The sequence below is a fragment of the Paenibacillus paridis genome, assembly GCF_006345825.1.
Classification (GTDB): domain Bacteria; phylum Bacillota; class Bacilli; order Paenibacillales; family Paenibacillaceae; genus Pristimantibacillus; species Pristimantibacillus paridis.
Genome location: NZ_VCIX01000091.1, coordinates 309,148 through 327,156, shown reverse-complemented (window position 1 = coordinate 327,156; position 18,009 = coordinate 309,148). Strand labels below are relative to the sequence as shown.

Annotated in this window: 16 protein-coding genes; 5 read left to right on the top strand and 11 right to left on the bottom strand. The window is 48.2% G+C overall.

Going from position 1 to position 18,009, the window contains the following annotated elements; translation table 11 throughout:
• Position 1: 1 nt before the first annotated feature.
• The 6 genes from hisC to FJQ58_RS21495 form a co-directional block, all read right to left on the bottom strand.
• On the bottom strand, positions 2-1,063 hold the full coding sequence (gene hisC / locus FJQ58_RS21520) for a histidinol-phosphate transaminase (protein ID WP_139996869.1): 1,062 nt from the start codon (positions 1,061-1,063) through the stop codon (positions 2-4).
• Between the two features lie 78 nt (positions 1,064-1,141).
• Entirely contained in the window at positions 1,142-1,591 is a 450-nt protein-coding gene (locus FJQ58_RS21515) for a VanZ family protein (protein WP_139996868.1), read from the bottom strand.
• 3 nt (positions 1,592-1,594) lie between these two features.
• Entirely contained in the window at positions 1,595-2,308 is a 714-nt protein-coding gene (locus FJQ58_RS21510) for a metallophosphoesterase family protein (RefSeq protein WP_139996867.1), read from the bottom strand.
• Positions 2,305-2,811, bottom strand: coding sequence for a GNAT family N-acetyltransferase (locus FJQ58_RS21505; RefSeq protein ID WP_139996866.1), 507 nt, complete (start codon positions 2,809-2,811; stop codon positions 2,305-2,307). The genes FJQ58_RS21510 and FJQ58_RS21505 overlap by 4 nt, the downstream gene beginning before the upstream one ends.
• Before the next feature lie 165 nt (positions 2,812-2,976).
• A complete protein-coding gene (gene mobA, locus FJQ58_RS21500) occupies positions 2,977-3,573 on the bottom strand; it encodes a molybdenum cofactor guanylyltransferase (RefSeq protein ID WP_162341667.1) in 597 nt (198 codons plus the stop codon).
• 78 nt (positions 3,574-3,651) lie between these two features.
• Complete coding sequence (locus FJQ58_RS21495) at positions 3,652-5,325, bottom strand: glutamine--tRNA ligase/YqeY domain fusion protein (RefSeq protein ID WP_139996864.1); 1,674 nt, start codon at positions 5,323-5,325, stop codon at positions 3,652-3,654.
• 194 nt (positions 5,326-5,519) lie between these two features.
• Here FJQ58_RS21495 and FJQ58_RS21490 point away from each other — a divergent pair, with 194 nt between their 5' ends.
• The 4 genes from FJQ58_RS21490 to FJQ58_RS21475 all read left to right on the top strand — a co-directional run bounded on the left by FJQ58_RS21490 (position 5,520) and on the right by FJQ58_RS21475 (position 9,623).
• A complete protein-coding gene (locus FJQ58_RS21490; protein ID WP_139996863.1) occupies positions 5,520-6,470 on the top strand; it encodes a polyprenyl synthetase family protein in 951 nt (316 codons plus the stop codon).
• Positions 6,471-6,566: 96 nt separating this feature from the next.
• On the top strand, positions 6,567-6,755 hold the full coding sequence (locus FJQ58_RS21485) for a hypothetical protein (protein ID WP_139996862.1): 189 nt from the start codon (positions 6,567-6,569) through the stop codon (positions 6,753-6,755).
• 68 nt (positions 6,756-6,823) lie between these two features.
• Positions 6,824-8,971: a sensor histidine kinase gene (locus tag FJQ58_RS21480; protein WP_162341665.1), complete on the top strand. Its 2,148-nt coding sequence runs from the start codon at positions 6,824-6,826 to the stop codon at positions 8,969-8,971.
• The gene (locus tag FJQ58_RS21475; RefSeq protein ID WP_139996860.1) at positions 8,955-9,623 is read left to right on the top strand and encodes a response regulator transcription factor; all 669 of its coding nucleotides are present in this window, start codon (positions 8,955-8,957) and stop codon (positions 9,621-9,623) included. Before FJQ58_RS21480 ends, FJQ58_RS21475 begins: the two co-directional genes overlap by 17 nt.
• Before the next feature lie 1,029 nt (positions 9,624-10,652).
• Here the strand turns inward: FJQ58_RS21475 and FJQ58_RS21470 are convergent.
• The 3 genes from FJQ58_RS21470 to FJQ58_RS21460 form a co-directional block, all read right to left on the bottom strand.
• The gene (locus FJQ58_RS21470) at positions 10,653-11,198 is read right to left on the bottom strand and encodes a glutathione peroxidase (RefSeq protein ID WP_139996859.1); all 546 of its coding nucleotides are present in this window, start codon (positions 11,196-11,198) and stop codon (positions 10,653-10,655) included.
• Positions 11,199-11,785: 587 nt separating this feature from the next.
• The gene (locus FJQ58_RS21465; protein WP_139996858.1) at positions 11,786-13,132 is read right to left on the bottom strand and encodes a DUF2252 domain-containing protein; all 1,347 of its coding nucleotides are present in this window, start codon (positions 13,130-13,132) and stop codon (positions 11,786-11,788) included.
• Positions 13,133-13,151: 19 nt separating this feature from the next.
• Positions 13,152-13,634, bottom strand: coding sequence for a CcdC family protein (locus FJQ58_RS21460; protein ID WP_420799855.1), 483 nt, complete (start codon positions 13,632-13,634; stop codon positions 13,152-13,154).
• 164 nt (positions 13,635-13,798) lie between these two features.
• Here FJQ58_RS21460 and FJQ58_RS21455 point away from each other — a divergent pair, with 164 nt between their 5' ends.
• Positions 13,799-14,335 (top strand): hypothetical protein, encoded by a 537-nt coding sequence (locus tag FJQ58_RS21455; RefSeq protein ID WP_139996856.1) that lies wholly within the window; start codon positions 13,799-13,801, stop codon positions 14,333-14,335.
• A gap of 39 nt (positions 14,336-14,374) precedes the next feature.
• On the opposite strand, the gene FJQ58_RS21450 is transcribed toward FJQ58_RS21455, so the two are convergent.
• Both FJQ58_RS21450 and FJQ58_RS21445 read right to left on the bottom strand, forming a co-directional pair.
• On the bottom strand, positions 14,375-15,991 hold the full coding sequence (locus tag FJQ58_RS21450; protein WP_139996855.1) for a response regulator: 1,617 nt from the start codon (positions 15,989-15,991) through the stop codon (positions 14,375-14,377).
• Positions 15,969-17,885, bottom strand: coding sequence for a cache domain-containing sensor histidine kinase (locus FJQ58_RS21445; protein WP_139996854.1), 1,917 nt, complete (start codon positions 17,883-17,885; stop codon positions 15,969-15,971). Before FJQ58_RS21445 ends, FJQ58_RS21450 begins: the two co-directional genes overlap by 23 nt.
• Positions 17,886-18,009 lie beyond the last annotated feature (124 nt).

The following is an 18,009-nucleotide window of genomic DNA, read 5'->3' as shown; positions in this document are numbered from 1 at the left end:
TTTAGGTGCCTATAATTTCTTGAAGCGCTGCTACAAAAGCGTCCATCTCTTCATCGGTGCCAATGCTCACGCGTAAATATTGATCGATACGGGCCTGATCAAAGTAACGAACAAGCACGCCCTTCTCACGCAGCTGCTGGAAGAGCACTTTCGCCGCTATTTGTGTATGCGAAATGAAGACGAAATTCGCTTTGGAATCGGTCACTATGAAGCCCAGCTCCAGCAGCTGCTTCGTTACGCGCTCGCGCGTCTCGATAACCCTCGCTGCCGTGTCACGGAAATACGCGTCGTCCTCGAGCGCCGCGACGGCACCAGCCAGTGCAAGCCGGTCAATCGTATAGGAATTAAATGAATTCTTGATCCGGTTTAATCCCTCGATCAGCTCTTCGCTGCCAAAAGCAAACCCCACGCGGAGGCCCGCCAAGGAACGGGATTTGGAAAGCGTCTGGACAACCAGCAAATTCGGGAAGTCCTGAATCAATTCAATCGCTGATTGGCCGCCAAAATCAATATACGCTTCATCGATAATAACCACTTGGTTCGGCTGCCCCTTAAGCAGCGTACGAATCTGCTCAATGGATAGAAGTTGAGCTGTTGGTGCATTAGGATTCGGGATGATCACTCCCCCGTTATCCGGATGAAACGCATCGACAGGCACGTTAAACTGCTCGTCAAGCGGAATCAGCTCAGCGCTTAGGCCGTAAAGCTTCGCATACACCTTATAGAAGCTATAGGTAATGTCAGGGAACAGAATTTTTTTGGCCGGGTCAAAAAATGCCGCAAACGCAAACGCCAGTATTTCGTCCGACCCGTTGCCAACGAATACCTGTGCCGCTGGCAAACCATAATAGTTGGCAGTGGCTTGAACAAGGCTCTCACAGGTAGGATCGGGATAAAGGCGCAAATCCGCGTTGTTCGCCCCCGCAATCGCCTCGATTACCCTTGGAGATGGCGGATAGGGATTTTCGTTTGTATTCAATTTAATATAGGTTTTATCCTTTGGCTGTTCTCCAGGCACGTACGGAACTAGCGATGCAGTCAGCGGACTCCAAAACTTACTCATGGGTTAATCTTCCTTTCCTCTGTCACATTTCAAATCTCAAATCGTAGCTTCATTTTAACATGAATGCCAGGACGTTCTTTATTTAGATCGAACCAGAAGCTTCATCATCAACAAGCCGATCCAAGCGCCAAACGTATTTAGGATAATGTCGTCGACATCGAAACTCCCGAGCTTTGTTACCAGTTGAACCGCCTCCACCAAGGTAATCAATGCGATGGACGAGGCAATGAGCCTCCAGTGGCTAAGGCGTTTCTTGTTCAGCAATGGCAGAAAAAAACCAATCGGGACAAAAAGGACAATATTGCCGAATAAATTTTTAAACCAAATGTCAAAGTTAAAATGGTCATAGTGAATGATATATTTTTTTATCGTATACAAAGGTACCAAATTATAGCTATAGCCTTCGCCAAAGTAACGATTGCGGTAAAACAGCAGCCACCCCATAATAAGCGCATAACCCAAGGCAAACACGGTCAACAATAAATTCAAGGACAAGCTCTTGAAATAGGCATTCGGGTACAGACGCATCGCCTAAAGCCTCCAAGGAACGGAAAACACTTGAAATTCATCAGCTCCCGTAATTGCTAAACCGTTAAGCTGATGGCCCGTTGCACAGCCCCCGTCCACGCCAATCTTCCCGGGCCCGAACCAGATGTCGGGCTTGCCGTGGATATCAATGGTTTTGGTATGGCCGAATATAACCGTTTTGTCCACATTCGTAGGCCGACTGAGAAACGGCTGTTTAATATATAAAAAATCTCTGGCAGGTTGATCCTTCCAATTCAAGTAGTTGGGATTAAGACCCGCGTGAACATATATAAAATGCTCGTCCTCGTGATAATAGGGCAGTTGATCCAGAAAAGCCATATGATGCGAATAATGCTCCTGTACAGCCAGCTTGGCCTGTTCAATCACATACTCGATTGAGCCTTGCTTAATGCCAGAGTAACTCTCCGCAGTCTGTCTGCCGCCATGTCCGGAAAACTTCAGCAGCGACTGCTCGCTGCGCTCCAGCATCACATCGACAAGGCGTTCATCATGATTGCCTTGAATGGCGATCGCTCCATCCTTTTGAACCAAACCGTAAACCTGCTCCACCACTTCACGGCTGCGGGGCCCACGATCCACAAAATCACCGAGCAGCATCAGTTGATCCTCTCCTGGGCAATAGTTCATTTGGGAAAGGAGATCATTAAACGGCGTGTAGCAGCCATGAATGTCGCTGATCACTAGTGTCCTCTTCATACGCGTCTCCCCGAGATCACTAGATCTCTCTCTACGCCATCAAGTACGGCCACTTTGGGCAGATGCCCCCAGGTCTCAAATTCGAACTTGCGCAGCAGCGCCAAACTCGGCTCGTTATGCCCGAATACGAAGCCAAGCAAGGTGGTAAGTCCCAATCGCGGGCTTTCCTCCAGTGCTCGTCGCATCAGAACGGAGCCAAGGCCTAGATTGCGATATGGCTCTGCTATATAAATACTGATTTCAGCTGTCGCTTGATAGGCTGGTCGGCCATAGAACGATTGGAAGCTAAACCACGCCGCTATTTCCCCATCGATACGAAGTACCCACAATGGCCGGGAATGGGCTGAGTGCTCATCAAACCATGCCCTCTTGCTCTGCACGGTTGCCGGCTCCAAGTCCGCCGTTACCGTCCGGCTTGCAATCGTAGAGTTATAAATGTCGACAATGCGCTCCAGATCGCTTAGCTGCGCATCGGTAATTTCATAATTAAGCTGCCTGGACATGCTTGCCACCCCTTACCCTTGAGAAATAAATATATTATTTTTGCAAATTGAACTCTCCTAACTTTGTCAAATTATATCACACCACCGATTGTTTAAGCATGCAAAAAAAAGCCGCCGAGCATACCGCTCAGCGGACGGGCAATGACCTTATGGAACATGCAGGATCTATCCCTCTGCGGAATACGCTTCATAATCAACCGGCGTATTCAGATTCGCGAATAATCCAGAAGGGCTATTCTCCGGCAATGCCACCTCGAAGGAATCCATTGACCGAAGCAGGCCAAGCAAACGGTAATCCCCTTGTTGAAGCGCAGCTTCGATTGGCCGCAATGCTCTCGTATGGTAAAGAGCATGGAAGGGCTGGCCCGTCACATGAATAACATCCGCGCCGCTATTTTTGTGGGACATCAGCTTCTCAAGCAGCTCTTCCGACACGTTCGGCATGTCGCAGGCCATAACGAATAAATAACCTTCAAGCTGGCTGCTCAAGCCTGCGTGCAGACCGGATAAAGGCCCGCTTTCAGGATAGCGGTCAACCGCATAACCAACCTTCGCTCCCAGCCCGCCAAGGCAGTCGCGATAAATGGCCTCACGCTGCGATGTTCCAACAGATACCGTCACTTCCCGTGTGAGCTTCGATAGCTGCTGGATAAGCCGGTACAGCAGCGGTTTGCCGCCGATAGGCAGCAGCGCTTTGTCCGTTCCCATCCTTGAGCTGTGCCCACCGGCGAGTATTAGGCTGCCGATCGGATATTTGCCCATTTCCATCCTCCTCGGCTTATATTTGAAAAAAGCCTGCCGGGCAAAGGATGTCCGACAGGCTTCTTAACATAGTTTAAATTAAGCTTTGGACGGGTCAAACGAGCTTTTCAGCGATACGATACGGTTGAACGCCAGCTTTTCTGCCGACGTATCCTTCGGATCCACATTGAAATACCCATGGCGGAAAAATTGGAATTTATCCCCGCCAACCGCTTCCTTCATATTCGGCTCTACAAAGCCCTTCAGCACTTCTAGCGAATTCGGATTGATGCATTCCAGAAACGGCTTGCCTTCCTCCTCAGCCTCGCTCGTAATAAGCGGCTCGAACAAACGGAAATCCGCCGCGACCGCCTGTGAGGCTTCCACCCAGTGAATCGTGCCTTTCACTTTGCGCTCGTTAAAGCCCGAGCCGCTTTTCGTCTTCGGATCATAGGTGCAGTGCAGCTCGATTACATTGCCGTCCGCATCCTTGATCACGTCTTGACAAGTAATGAAATAAGCATGCTTGAGCCGCACTTCATTGCCCGGGAAAAGACGGAAATATTTATTCGGAGGATTTTCCATAAAATCGTCCTGTTCGATATAAATTTCACGGGAGAAAGGAATTTGGCGCGTGCCCATCGCTTCGTTCTCCGCATTGTTCTCCGCATCCAGCAGCTCCGTTTGCCCTTCTGGATAGTTCGTGATTACCACTTTAAGAGGGCGCAGCACTGCCATCGTCCGAAGTGCCTTCAGCTTCAAATCTTCTCTAATGAAATGCTCAAGGTTGCGTTCGTCAACCAGGCTGTTGCTCTTCGATACGCCGATCTCGCGGCAGAACGCTCGCATCGCTTCCGGCGTATAGCCTTTGCGGCGCAAGCCGCTGATTGTTGGCATGCGCGGATCGTCCCAGCCATCTACTACCGCTTCATCCACCAGTTGCTTTAGCTTACGCTTGCTCATCACCGTATTCGTCACGTTTAGACGGGCAAATTCATATTGGCGCGGTGCCGCATCCATTTCGCATTCTGCAACCGTCCAATCATAAAGCGGACGGTGATCCTCAAATTCCAATGTACAAATAGAATGCGTAATGCCTTCAATGGCATCGCTAAGCGGATGAGCGTAATCGTACATCGGATAAATGCACCACGCGTCTCCTGTACGGTGATGATGCGTATGCGCAATGCGGTATAGAACGGGATCACGCAGAGTAATATTCGGGGAAGCCATATCGATCTTGGCACGAAGCACTCTTTCCCCATCCTTGAATTCTCCGGCACGCATGCGGGCGAACAGGTCCAGGTTCTCTTCTACGCTTCGATCACGATAAGGGCTTGCCTTTCCTGGCTCAGTCAACGTGCCGCGATATTCGCGCATTTGCTCAGCTGTTAGGTCACATACATACGCTTTACCCTTGCGTATAAGCAATACCGCACGGTTGTAAAGCTCTTCGAAATAATCGGAAGCAAAGCGCAGCTCGTCCCACTCAAAGCCAAGCCAGCGCACATCCTCTTGAATCGATTCCACGTACTCCGTATCTTCCTTGAGCGGGTTCGTATCGTCAAAGCGCAAATTCGTTCTTCCTTTGAACTCATCGGCCAGCTCAAAGTTCAAGCAGATCGACTTCGCATGTCCGATATGCAAATAGCCGTTTGGCTCCGGCGGAAAACGAGTCACAATTTCCTTCACATGGCCGCTCTTCAAATCTTCGATAACGATATTTTTAATGAAATTAGAGGATGAGGACTTGTTCTCTGCTGTACTCTCCATTTGCGACCAACCTTTCCCACGGAAAATATTTATCCTACTATAATACACAAATTTCCGTGAAATTATAATACTCCGTACCGTCCGCAATGAATGAACGCTCTACTCCACCTACTAAAGTCTTATTTTTATAGCTATACCCAGGACTGTGGAACGAATATAATTACAATTGTAATATATGGAAGGGACATGACGAGATGAACGAAAATGCGTTAGTGAGAGCCGCCGAATTGGACTTGATGCTCAGTAAGGTTTCCGTTGAACTATTTCATATCATTGATAGCCATTTCCACGAAGACAGCTTAAACCAAATGGCAAAGGGCTATGTCCGTTATAAAAATTCGGAAACTCTTCTTTGGCCTCAGCTAACGCTTTATACGCATTATATGCTAGGCGGCAATTCTCCCTATATCTATCATGCAGCCGCTCAGACGGAGTTGATCATCCTTAGCTTGGACATCCTCGATGATCTTCAGGACCAGGACAACCCGCTCCCTCCGTGGATGCAAATCGAACCCGCGATCGCCATGAACTGCGCATCGGGCTTATTGATTGCCGCCATTGCAGGCAGTCGAGGCAAGCCTATGGACACAACCGCCTTAACATTGCTCAGCACGGCCCATAATGGCCAACACAAGGACATCCAGAACCTCATTGAATCAGAGGAGGAGTACCTGCAACTAATCGCTGAGAAATCAGCCTCTCTTCTCAATCTGTCCATTCAATCCGCCTATCAACTCGTAGATGAAGCGAGCCCGTTGACCGCTAGCATACTTGCTGAATTCGCTCGGAACGTTGGCATAGCAGCCCAGCTCCGCAATGATTTAAAAGGCCTGACGGACTTTCGAGAGCATAATGATATCGTGCAGCGAAAAAAAACGCTTGCCACCCTCTATTTGCTGGATCAGTCCTCCCGATTGGACCCCTTCCTGAGAAACTATTACGAGGGGAATGTTACATTCAGAGAACTGCTCGCCGGAGAGCAGCAGTTGACCGAATTCATCACTACTTCGGGCGTATTCGAATACAGCACGGCTGTTCAATTTCTTTACCTCCAGCAGGCTGACCGCATTTTAACAGAGATAACTGCTTTACAGCCCTGGAAGCTTAGGCTAAGGTCCATCACTATCGATGCTTTCCTTAATTAATTCTATGGCATTCCCTAGCAAAAGTTGGGGTTGAAGCTTACCATAATTTGATATAATTATTTTGTCGAAAAGACCAATAAAAGGGGGAATTCTATCATGTGGACACCAACGCTTAAAGAAACAGCTATACAGCTTGCGGCTAGCAAAAACTCCAAAGAGAAGCTATCTTCTGTTTTGGCCGAAGCGACAATCTCTATTGATCAGAAAAAGGCATTAACACTGTCTTACGCATCCTCGGCTGCTGCGCTAAGCAACGGTACCTCTTCAGCTGATTATTGGGCTTAATGTAAATAATGAAGAGCCTGGCGAATGAGTCAGGCTTTTTTATTATTCATTCTGAAAGGATCATGGCTATGAATAATTCAATTCCATTCAAACGTTTCTTCTTTATTTTCGTAGGTGCAGGTTTACTCTTGATCCATTCTTGGTTCAGTTACATTTCCTTTCATTTTCCTTACGTTGGTATTGGCGTAACAGCTACGAACTCAGGCACATGGGTCATCTCCGATATCTACAAAGACAGTGCCGCAGAGAAATTAGGATTGGCCCTTAACGATACGGTCGCCTTGATTGACAAACGACCGACCGGCCAGCATTTCACAGTCAGCAAATACCATGATATCGAGCAAGCCCATTCCATCGAAATTATACGCGACCGGGTTCATCATAGCTTCGATATAAAAAATTCAGCAAATGAAATCTCAGCCCGGTATATAATAGGAATTATAGGCGAATTGGTCCTATTTGCCATTTCAGTGGTAGTCTATTTCAAAGTCAAACATTCTCGTTCCGTTTATTATTTATTAGCTGTGCTCATCCTGATGGGTCTGGCGTTTATTGGCGCAGAAGCCTCCGCACGCTCAGATAGCCTGGCGAAATTTATAGTGCTGAATGCCATGTCGTTCATCCCGTTTTTGTTCGCGCAGTTTGTTTATCACTTTTTGAAAGAGAAAGGATATAAGCTCTTTTCTTACCGCTGGTTTAAGTATGGATTCATACTCCTCTCCATCCTTGCGGTGATGCGGCTGTCTTATTTCTTTAGCGCGCCTCTTCATTCTTATTTTGTGTTGGACCGATTTATAAGCCTGCTGTGTTTTGCGCTGGGCTGCCTGTTTGCGATTTCCCTATTATTCGTCATCTATCGAAAGAAACGCCATGAATACTCATTCTCCGCTGGCATTATCCGAGTGGTATTCACAGCTTTCGGTATTTCCTTTTTACCCTTTCTGCTTTTGTCGGTCTTGCCCGACCTATTCGGCAAGCCCATATTAGACTACGCTAGCAGCGTTTGGTTTATCATTTTATTCCCGGCGACCTGCATCTATTACGCGGGCAAAAATAAACTGAAGCAAACCCCACGGTTTGGCTGGCCATTGCATCCCAAGCAGCGCGATGCCTTTTACCGCTTGCTGGAGGAGCAAGGGCAGGTCAAGCAGCTTGAGGATGCCTCCCACCATCTGCTCCCGAATCTGTGCCAGGCGCTTAATCTAACAGGCGCTGCCATTCGGCTTCAAAATAACAACCAGGTAAAACTCGCAGTACATGGAAAAATTGATGCAGATGAAATCGAACAGCTTATGCAACGTGAGGAACGGAATTCGGCAACCCATGTCGTCTACGGCATCTATCCCGGAGAAGAATTTTCAAGCCATATCATCCTGGCAAAGAAAGAACATGGACAAGCCTTCCATGCGGAGCAGCAGCGATGGATCTCTGCAATCATTACTCAGCTTTCAATTATGATCGAGAATATATATTTATCCGATTTGTTGTCCCTTAAAATTAATGAACTGTTAACCGAACCTGCGGCAGCTGGCGACAAGTCTCCTCATTCTTATTTGTGGTTTAGAAAATCGCTCTATGAAATGCAAGAGAAGGAGCGTCAGCGGGTCGCTTCGGACCTTCATGATACGATTATGCAAGATATTTATTTCGCCAAACAGAGGGTTGCCGCCATTCGCGATAACGCATCCCAGTCCTCCCATTTGGAGGACGAGCTCAAAGAGCTGATGGAATATCTCGATATTATTAATTTGAATGTACGAGAAACCGGATTCCAACTGTACCCGCACCTCCTTAAGGAGGTTGGATTTGCCGTAACGGTGTCCAACCTAATTGAATCCGAACGGATGAAGGTTCCGTTTCAACTGCATTTGCGTATTGAACATAAGGCTGAATGGGATGCGCTCGATACGGAAGTCCATCACCATCTGTTCCGGATTATGCAAGAGCTTCTCTCTAATGCCAAAAAACACGCCATGGCTAATCAGATCGATTTTCACCTTCATTTGTCCAGACAAGGCTTCATAATGGAATACCAAGACGATGGGATCGGATTTGATGATCAGCTGCAAAGCACCGGGATAGGCTGGCACGGCATCAAACATCGAATGAATAGCTTGGAAGGGCAATTACACTATGACACAGCCCCCAACGAAGGATTAAAGCTGGTCCTCACATTACCTACAGAAGGGACCGACCCTGTTGAACACAGAAATTAAAATGGTCATTATCGACGATCATCCGGCAATGGCGCTCGGGATTAAATATCTGCTGGAGCAGGACGGGCGCATTGAGGTGCTGGGCATTGCCTCCACTGGCAGAGAAGGAATCGAGATGACGGAGAAGCTTCTTCCCTCCGTTATCATTCTAGATTTAAACCTCCCTGACGATACGGGGGTTCATATTGCCGCAGCTATTAAAGAGCGGCATCCGTCCATTCATATCATCATACATACCGGGTATGACTACACTCCTTACTTTAATCGCCTCATTGAAAGCGGCGTGAGCGGCATATTAAACAAAAGTGCATCACCGCAAGAAATTGTCGATATGATCCATTCCGTCATGCGCGGGAACACGATATTGCCGCTGTCCATTTTCAGACAGGTTCAGCTTCAGCGGCCCGACTATAGCAAGCATTATTGGGAAGCTGATCTAACCTCGACTGAGCTCAAAATTTTGTCCATGGTTGCCGACAAATTCACAAACAGTAAAATTGCTGGCATCATTCACGTCAGCGAGAGCTCCGTCGAAAATTATTTAAAAAAGATTTACGGAAAACTAGGCGTGAAATCTAAGACGGAAGCATTGGTAAAAATAACAAATGATGACCGCTTTCAGCGTATCTTTGATGCCAAGCCGATCGAATAAATTAGCCGGACGTTCTTCCGCCAACTCACCATTCCATCCTTCACAGTCATTCATGTGAGACCGGAATAGAAGCGGCTGCTGCCGGGTTCAGATCGCAAGGGCTGCAGCAGGACCAAAGCTGCTCATTGCAATGTGGACCCGCCACTTGAAGGCGCGGCTGCGCTTTGGAATGGAAGGTTCGACCGCTGGTCATGCACTAATTGCCGATCTAAAATCCGCAAAAGGGATCTCTTGGTTTTTATCCTTTTGCAACCTTCGATCTAAAAACCATGCATCTCTTCCCCGAACTGAAAATCAGCATTAATTATTAGATTGTTTTTGCATATTTTAAACATAAATCTCCCACTCATAAATATTGAATTCATCTTATAAATTATAGATATACGAGCATTTCTAGATTAATATTTTTCTTTATTTTTTCATGAAAACAACTTTTTATACCTTATATTTCAACTCCGTCGCCTCCACTTCATCAAGCATCCAACGCATAAAAAAATGGACAAAATCGGATTCCCGTTTCTGTCCATTTACAACCTTTTATTTAATTAGTGATGTTGAGGCAATTCCCATAGTTGAAGGGAATACAGAGCGGCAGAATGCCCCCCTGTGCAAGGGACTGCTGAAGAGGTACGAAGCCTTATAACAAGCATAGCTTTTGAAGGAAGTAGAGGATAGCCCGATCATGATCGGGCTGACTTTCCCATTTAAACATGAAGCCATGTCGATGGCTGCTAAATAGGGCCATTAAGTGTTGCATCGCAGGACATCGTTCTAGTGCCTGATGTATCCACTGCCCTCATTATAAAGAAAGGCAAGGCCATAGCTCCAACTAAGCTGCCTCACCTGTCTCTCTTCTAACTCTATTGCTCACGGCCCAAGTAACCCTACTTGCAACTCGAAGCTTGTCTAAAAAAAGAGGGCATTTCTGCAGAAAACGTCAATCTCATCCCCAAATCGACTAAAATAGCCATAAAATGGGCTTTTTTTCGCCGGGAAGCCGCATCTATTTCATTTTAAACTGAGGGAGCATTAAAGCAGCTGCTCAATATCGGCCTTCATATCGAGTGGTTCCTCCGTCGATTCGAACCGTTTGACGATGTTTCCTTCCCGGTCTATTAGAAATTTAGTGAAATTCCATTTGACCGAGTTGCCTTCCAAGTAGTGAGGCAGTTTTTCCGAAAGAAACGCATTGAGCATTTTACCGCTAGGGCTGTCGGTGTTGAAGCCGTTGAATGGAGCGGTCTCCGTTAAATGCTTAAATAGAGGATGAGCCGTTTCGTCCCGCACGTCGGTTTTCGCAAAGAGGGGGAAGGTAACGCCGTAATTCAATTGGCAAAAGCTTTGCACGTCCGAGTTGGCGCCCGGTTCTTGCTCGCCGAACTGATTGCTCGGAAATCCGAGAATTTCAAGGCCCTGCTCTTTATATTGTTCATACAGCTTTTGCAAATCCGTATACTGCGGGGTAAAGCCGCATTTGCTAGCCGTGTTAACGACAATCAATACTTTCCCTTTGTACTGCTCCATACTTTGCTGCTCGCCTCTGATGGTTTCCAAATCATACGCATAAACACTCATGAATGATTGCCTCCTCTTATCGCATGTAAGTTTTAATTAATTAAATTGTATACAACTTAATTAATTAAAATAATAGCATGGAGGTATTATGCTTGTCAATTCACCCCTGTCCTGTAGATACTAACAGCAACATCGCGGCTGCTCTGCTCCAAATCAGCATTCCCCCACCTACTCTTATGAGCTAACTCTTATCGAGCCGAATAACAGGAATTTCTCCTGCTAATTCCCCCTATTGCTTCTACTTCTCTACTTAACGGGAATTTCTACCGTTAAAAGCAGAGAAATTAGCATCCGAACCTAAAATCCCTTGCATTAACGGGAGTCATTCCCTTTAATTCTATAACTAGTAGCTCAGCTCTTCAATTAGGGGTACTTTTTCCCGTTAAATTAACTGCCAGTGAAGAGAATCCGCATCCATGCCTCATCTCTCCAACGAAAATCAGCAGAAAACGTACCACTCCGCAGCGTCTAAGCTTCCATGTAAGAACGAGCGCCTTTTTTGCTGCAACCGATTATTTTAACTTAAAACAAAAATACTCCCGATCAGCCATTAGAATAGCCGCTCGGGAGCAGATGAATCCGTATGATTACGTTACAGAAGGCTTCTTTCTTCCAACCAACCATTCCACGAATAAGCCATAATCCTGTTCGACGCTATCGGCATAAGCCATAGCCCACTGTGCAATAAATGTGCAAAATGCCTCCTCATCGTCGCCCATGGCCTTTACAATTTCAACCTCGCTGTGGTAAGCCAAGATGCCTTGCGCTACATCGGCATCCGCGCGTGCATGAAGCTTCGCTGTCAGCCTTCCCATCGTAGCCGTGATTGCCAGAAGATCTCCGGTTGTTTCAATCGCTTCCAGCTTCAGCCGTTTCTTATAGGGCGAGCGCTCCCGCACGTAGAACTGCCTCTCCCCAATAGAAAACCAGCCGAGATAAGGATCAGCCTCATGATGCATCGCCTTTTGTGTCATCGTTACCCGCTTGCCCTGATGCTCGAACATCGACCAGAAGTTTTCATCATAAGGCATATAATAGGCAGGAATCGGCACACGGACTTCTTTGGCTTCCAGCACAATATCGTCCTCTCCTTGCTCCCCTTCACCTGCCTCAATAAGCACATAAAAACGGTCAAGCCCGATCGAGGCTGTGCCCGAGCCATGCTTTACCGCAACATCCTTCACCTGAAAATGGCGCAGCTGCTCTTCCCCGCTTGCGGCCACCGTAGACAAATATTCCGGCCAGGCCTCTAGTAGAGCATGGCGTTCCTCCTCGGTAGGAGACACGATTTCCTCGTTTGTCGCAAATTGCCGATGCTCCTGCACGAGCGCGGTTACCTTTTCCAAGAAATGCTGTTCCTTGCGTTTTTGCAGCTTTTTGAGCAGCTTCTTGATCAGGCCTTCCGCTTGCTCGATATCGACGGAATAAGTGCCAGGATCATCCTTCGCTTTCACAAACCGGCGCATCTGCTTGGAATACGCTTGCAAATACGATTCTACGGTTTGGATTTGGCTGTTATGAGACAGCCCTTTCGAACGAGCCACAAGTATCGCACTGACTGACATTCTCAGCAAATCATATAAATACGAGCCCAAGTACCCTTCATCAAAATCATTCACATCATAGACCAGCGTCCCCCGTTCATTGCGAAATGCCCCGAAATTTTCGAAATGCAAATCTCCTTGAATCCAGGTTGGACGATTGCCAGGCGTGTGGTAAGGAAACCATTCCCGCGAGACGTCAAAATAAAACAAATAAGCGCTGCCGCGAAAAAACGAAAATGGCGTTTCCGACATTTTGGCATACTTTTCCTCGCGTTTGCTGCGCTCAAGCTTCATCATTTTCTGGTCGAATTCCTGCAATATTGCCGATATCGTACGTTTTCTAAGCTTGTTTTGCGTTAGCTTTACCCGTTCTGTTAGCTTCGGATCCATGCTCTCTCCCCCAATCGAGCTACGTTTCTACTTTTTGAAGCCTCACAAAATCACTGATCATCGCGATTCGCCATGGTATAATCATCCCGAACGCCAGCAGGTAAAAAATAGCACCCGTTTGCGGTATCGACATATATTGCTCAACCACGCTATGCAGCGCAAGCCTGATCATAAATAGCGTCAGCATAATAAAAATAAAGGCCTTGGAGCGCCGGACATAAATTTCGGATTCCACGCGCTCCAATCTTGTCGTGACAATAAGCGGGAAAGAAAAGATCAGCAGGCCTGTCAAAAAAGCAGATAATCCCCAAACCCAAGGAATATGAGTGACCGAGAAAACAAACATCACAAAACCCGTGGCCATGCCAAGCGGCGGTATAATGATTTTTCGCATAGAGGTGGGCTGCTTTCCGGCACGGATTCTTACAATGATAAGCGCCAGCCCCGCGAGAGCCGATACGATGATCGAGCTGACTTGAATGAAATATGTAGAGAGCAACACTGCGTCCTCCCCTGAGTAGGTAGTGTAATGGAAATATTATTTCTTTCATCGTACTGCAAAACCGGAAACACTGCAAACCGCTGGTTTGGCGTCAAGAAACTCATCGACTTTGACGTGCGTATAGCTTTATAATTGGTAAAAAATAGAGAGAGGAGCGTAGGGGATTGGAGACAAATGCACAGACAGGGCTGGGCCAGCCATGGCCCGCTCCTTCAGCCGTTCCTGCGTCGCCTGAAACAGGCGAAGGGATGCAGCTGGAGCTTCAGAAGGTATGGCAAAAGCTCGCTTTCTGGATGAGAATAACCGCGGCTTTCACTCTTTGTTTCGGATTGTTTCAAACCTTTATCGGCTTTGTTAATTTTGGCTGGGGGACGATTGCCGGCTTCCTTGAGCTCGTCATTACGATTATACTGCTCGTGATGGCAAGCGCGGCAAAGAAGCTGCAGGCCAATCCAAACGATGAGCATGCCGTAAAGCTGCTGGCTAAGCGGCTGACCCTTTATTTCAAGCTGCAAGCCGCGTTTGTCGTCATTTTTTCTTTTGTCATCATTATGCTTGTCATAACGATCCTGCAGTTTCTAACCGATTGGGACTGGCTGCTCCATCTTGTGAACGAAGGCAAGAAACTGGACAAGCTGGTCATAAAATTGCAGCAATGGTACGAAACGATTGTGAGCTGGGTCGACAAAATAAGGAAGTAATTCATACATGACCAGCTCATCTAGCCGTACCGCAGGCTCTTACTCCGGCTCCGCAAGACGGTAGGTCTTCGGTGAGACGCCTTCCTGTTTCTTGAACACCTTGCTGAAATATTTCTCGTCGTGGAAACCGACCATTTCGGCAATTTTGGAAATGCGCAAGTTCGGATTGACCATGAGCAGCTTCGCTTTGTCGATGCGAACGCCTGAGATATAATCGGTGATGTTAATGCCGTACTCCTGCTTAAACTTGCGCGATACATACTCACGGCTGACGAAGAAACGCTTGGCGATATCCTGAAGCGACAGCTCGCTCTGGTAATGCTGCTCAATAAAGCCAGCGATATCGCTCATCTTCGTTTTCTCCTGGGCTTGGCGCTGCCCAATGGCCTGGGACAGCTCCCGAAGAAGCAGGTACGACCATTCTCGCCAAGCCTGCAATGAAAAGTTGCTGGCACTCACATAGGGCGATTTTTGCTCCAGCTCCTCCACAGATAGCAGCCCAGCTTCATCCCCTGCCTGTCTGCCGGGCGCTTCACGAAGCTGCCTCGCGCAGAAAAGCAGAGAATCTGTCTTGTATTCTTCGAGCATCGTTGGCGTAATATGGCCCGACACCCGCACAGCCTCTAGCCAGCGGCCGGAAGCCGCATGAAGCTGATCCGCGTCGCCGCTTAATACGGCGACCTTCCACTCCTCTTCACAATCCGAGAAACTTACCCGCTTACCGGACGAATGATCCGCTAACTGATGAACATAACCGTTTGAATCCAGTGCATTGCGGCGCCGCAGCGCTTCCAACGCCTCATCATGCTGAACAGGCATCGCGCTGGGAAAAGCACCCGCGCTGCTGAGGCCCATATGCATACGCCGCTGGAGCGTCATAAATAAGCCTTCATTAATGTCCTGCAATACAACAGGCAGCTGCTCGATTGCCACCCATACGATGATGACGATTTCCGTAGGCGCTCCCCAATGCCGGAAAGCCACTCCCCGCTGAGACGGGAGTAGGAACTCATTGCAAATATTAATGATCGCAAAATGAAGCAAATCGCTATCGAAGGCAAACCGTTCCTGCAGCTGCGTATCACTCGCGTCGACCTGCAGCAATCCAAGCCTTGCCGTATTCGCAGTCTCCGGGATCAAGCGTTCCTCCCGCAGCTTGCGCAGCGAAGTCTGCGCGGTAGCCGGATCATCAATTAGGCCCGTAAGCAGCTTCTCTCCATATACTGGCTTGAATTCATTAAGCTTTATGCTTTGCTTTTGCCGCTCGTTTCGCTCCTGCTGCTCCACTCGCCACTGGGCGGATGCTTTGGCAACAGCCGCATTAATCGCCTCGGGTTCGATCGGCTTCAGCAAATAATCGATGCCGCCGTTGCGAACCGCTTCACGGACGAAATCAAAATCACCGCGCCCGCTCACAACGATAAACTTTACCGTTCCCGCAAATTCATTCAACGCTGCCATCAAGTCCACGCCGCTGCCCTCCGGCATCATCATATCCATAATAACAATGGCCGGTTTATCGTCCCTCATTCGCTGGATCGCTTCATAGCCTCCGGTAGCTTCTTCAATTTCGTCAACCCCATGCGCGTCCCAATCTACGAGCAGCCGTACCGCTTTGCGCACGCGCGCCTCATCATCTACGATCAACACCTTCATCCGTTTTACCTCCTTTCAGCGCTGCCATTCCCAGCACGAGCATGATGCGTACGCCGCCAGATTCCCTATTTTGTATATTCAACCGAGCATCGTCCCCATATACCATTCGCAGCCGCGCAAGCACGTTGAGCAAGCCGATCTTAGGTTCAGCTCCGGCCTGCGCCAGCTGGAGCGAACTATAAACTCCCTCGATTGGCCCTTCCGCTTCTCGACTGCTCCCTCCTGCTGCTTGCCCCTCGTAATCCTGCGTTTTATCTGCGTATCGTACGCTCACAAGCTCCTTTTGCAGCGCAGCAAGCCGCTCCGGCGAAATCATTGAGCCGTTATTCTCAACCGTGATCTCCAGCAGGCCGCCTTCCCGTAGAGCAGCCTTCAAAGCGAGCTCTCCATTATCCGCAGCCTTGTCCATGCCATGCTTGAAGTAGTTTTCAATTACGGGCTGTAAAATCATCTTCGGCATTTCCGCATCCAGCAGTTCCTCATCCACATCGACATGGAAGGTAAAACGATTCTCGTAGCGCTCCTTCTGCAACTCCACGTAAGCCTTCAGATGCGCAAGCTCATCACGCAAAGTAATCATGCTTGCCTCATTGTCCATACTGTAGCGCATCATTCGAGCAAGCGCGGACAACAGCGCGTAGATGCGCGGCACGCCCAGCTCTAGAGCCAATGTGCCGATAATTTGAATCGTATTGTTCAAGAAATGAGGGTTAATCTGCGCTTGCAGCGCCCGCAGCTGATTGGTTTTGTTTGCCAACTCCAATTTGTATTCACGCAAAATCAAGTTGTTGATGGTATCCATCATGCTGCGAAACCGAACCACGACCAAGCCAATCTCGTCGTTCCCCGTCGGCTGAATCGGAACATTCAAATTGCCCGCCTCTACCTGGTTCATATAGCGCACGAGCTGCTTCACTGGCGCGGTTATCCGCAGAGAGACAATCACGGTAGCCGTAACGATAACCGCAAGCGACAAAGCAAGCAATAGCAGGTTAATCGCAGCCGCATTGTTTGCTTCCCGGATGAGATAAGAGGTGGGAATCCGCTTAACAAGCGTCCAATGGGCTGCTTTGCTTTGTACCCGTTCATAAACAAACAGCGCACCGTTTTGCTCAAAATGGCCGCCACTCGCATCTTCTTGTGCCCATGCACCGTTGTACCAAGCTTTCTTGAGCGGCTTGCCTAACAGCTGCTCGTCGTCTGCAAATACGACAAAGCCATTGTTGTCGACAACGTATAAATCTTCTTCTTTACGGTCATAAAGCTGGCTCACGATATCCGTCAGAAGCGCTAGCTTCACATCAATCGATACATATCCGAGCTTCTCATTGGAGGGTACCCGCTCGATTCGCCGATGAAGAGTGAATACGCGCTCGCTTGGCTGCTGCGGCTGCAGGGAAGCAAAGCCGTAGGTGTGGCTCATATGGGTAGGCTGAAGCGACGTGCTCTCGCCTGTGCCTACATAAGTATCCAGATCAGGAAAGGCAGCAGTATCGTTCGCCCGCTTCGCTCCCGCCACATTCGTTACGATTGTGGCCCGCTGGCCAAGGCTTGCATATAGGTAAACCTGATGAACGTCAGGAACAGCTGATTTCATATAACTCAGCGCTGCAAATACGCGGCTGTCCGTCTGAAAATCGGCCAAGCCCGTTTGCAGCTGCCGATATAGCTCTGCATCCGAGTAAACGTTGAGCGAAGCACGGCTAAGCTCGTCCAGCACCGCGGTTACGTTCCGCTGGCCTTGATAAAGGAGATTTTGCGTATCCTCCAGCGCTCGATCCTTCATTGATTTTGAGGTATAGCTGTAAGTGACCACCATGGTCGTCACGATCGGCACAATCGTTGCCAGCAGCATAAATACGATTAATTTGGTTCGAATGCTATTCCAGTTCAAAGCTGCACGACCTCCGCTCCCGATCAATATATTGCACCTGACCGGTCACATCCGTCGGTGTTTATCGCTCTCTTGGACTTGCATAATTAAACATACAATAGTTTTCTGGTAAAAAGAAAGGGGA

Coding starts and splice junctions, on each gene's coding strand:
- FJQ58_RS21505 (WP_139996866.1), bottom strand. CDS start 2,811: ATGTCCAGGCAGCTTAATTATGAAATTACCGATGCGCAGCTAAGCGAT.
- FJQ58_RS21450 (WP_139996855.1), bottom strand. CDS start 15,991: ATGAAGGTGTTGATCGTAGATGATGAGGCGCGCGTGCGCAAAGCGGTA.
- FJQ58_RS21485 (WP_139996862.1), top strand. CDS start 6,567: ATGTGGACACCAACGCTTAAAGAAACAGCTATACAGCTTGCGGCTAGC.
- FJQ58_RS21515 (WP_139996868.1), bottom strand. CDS start 1,591: ATGCGTCTGTACCCGAATGCCTATTTCAAGAGCTTGTCCTTGAATTTA.
- FJQ58_RS21465 (WP_139996858.1), bottom strand. CDS start 13,132: ATGGATCCGAAGCTAACAGAACGGGTAAAGCTAACGCAAAACAAGCTT.
- FJQ58_RS21510 (WP_139996867.1), bottom strand. CDS start 2,308: ATGAAGAGGACACTAGTGATCAGCGACATTCATGGCTGCTACACGCCG.
- hisC (WP_139996869.1), bottom strand. CDS start 1,063: ATGAGTAAGTTTTGGAGTCCGCTGACTGCATCGCTAGTTCCGTACGTG.
- FJQ58_RS21495 (WP_139996864.1), bottom strand. CDS start 5,325: ATGGAGAGTACAGCAGAGAACAAGTCCTCATCCTCTAATTTCATTAAA.
- mobA (WP_162341667.1), bottom strand. CDS start 3,573: ATGGGCAAATATCCGATCGGCAGCCTAATACTCGCCGGTGGGCACAGC.
- FJQ58_RS21480 (WP_162341665.1), top strand. CDS start 6,824: ATGAATAATTCAATTCCATTCAAACGTTTCTTCTTTATTTTCGTAGGT.
- FJQ58_RS21490 (WP_139996863.1), top strand. CDS start 5,520: ATGAACGAAAATGCGTTAGTGAGAGCCGCCGAATTGGACTTGATGCTC.
- FJQ58_RS21470 (WP_139996859.1), bottom strand. CDS start 11,198: ATGAGTGTTTATGCGTATGATTTGGAAACCATCAGAGGCGAGCAGCAA.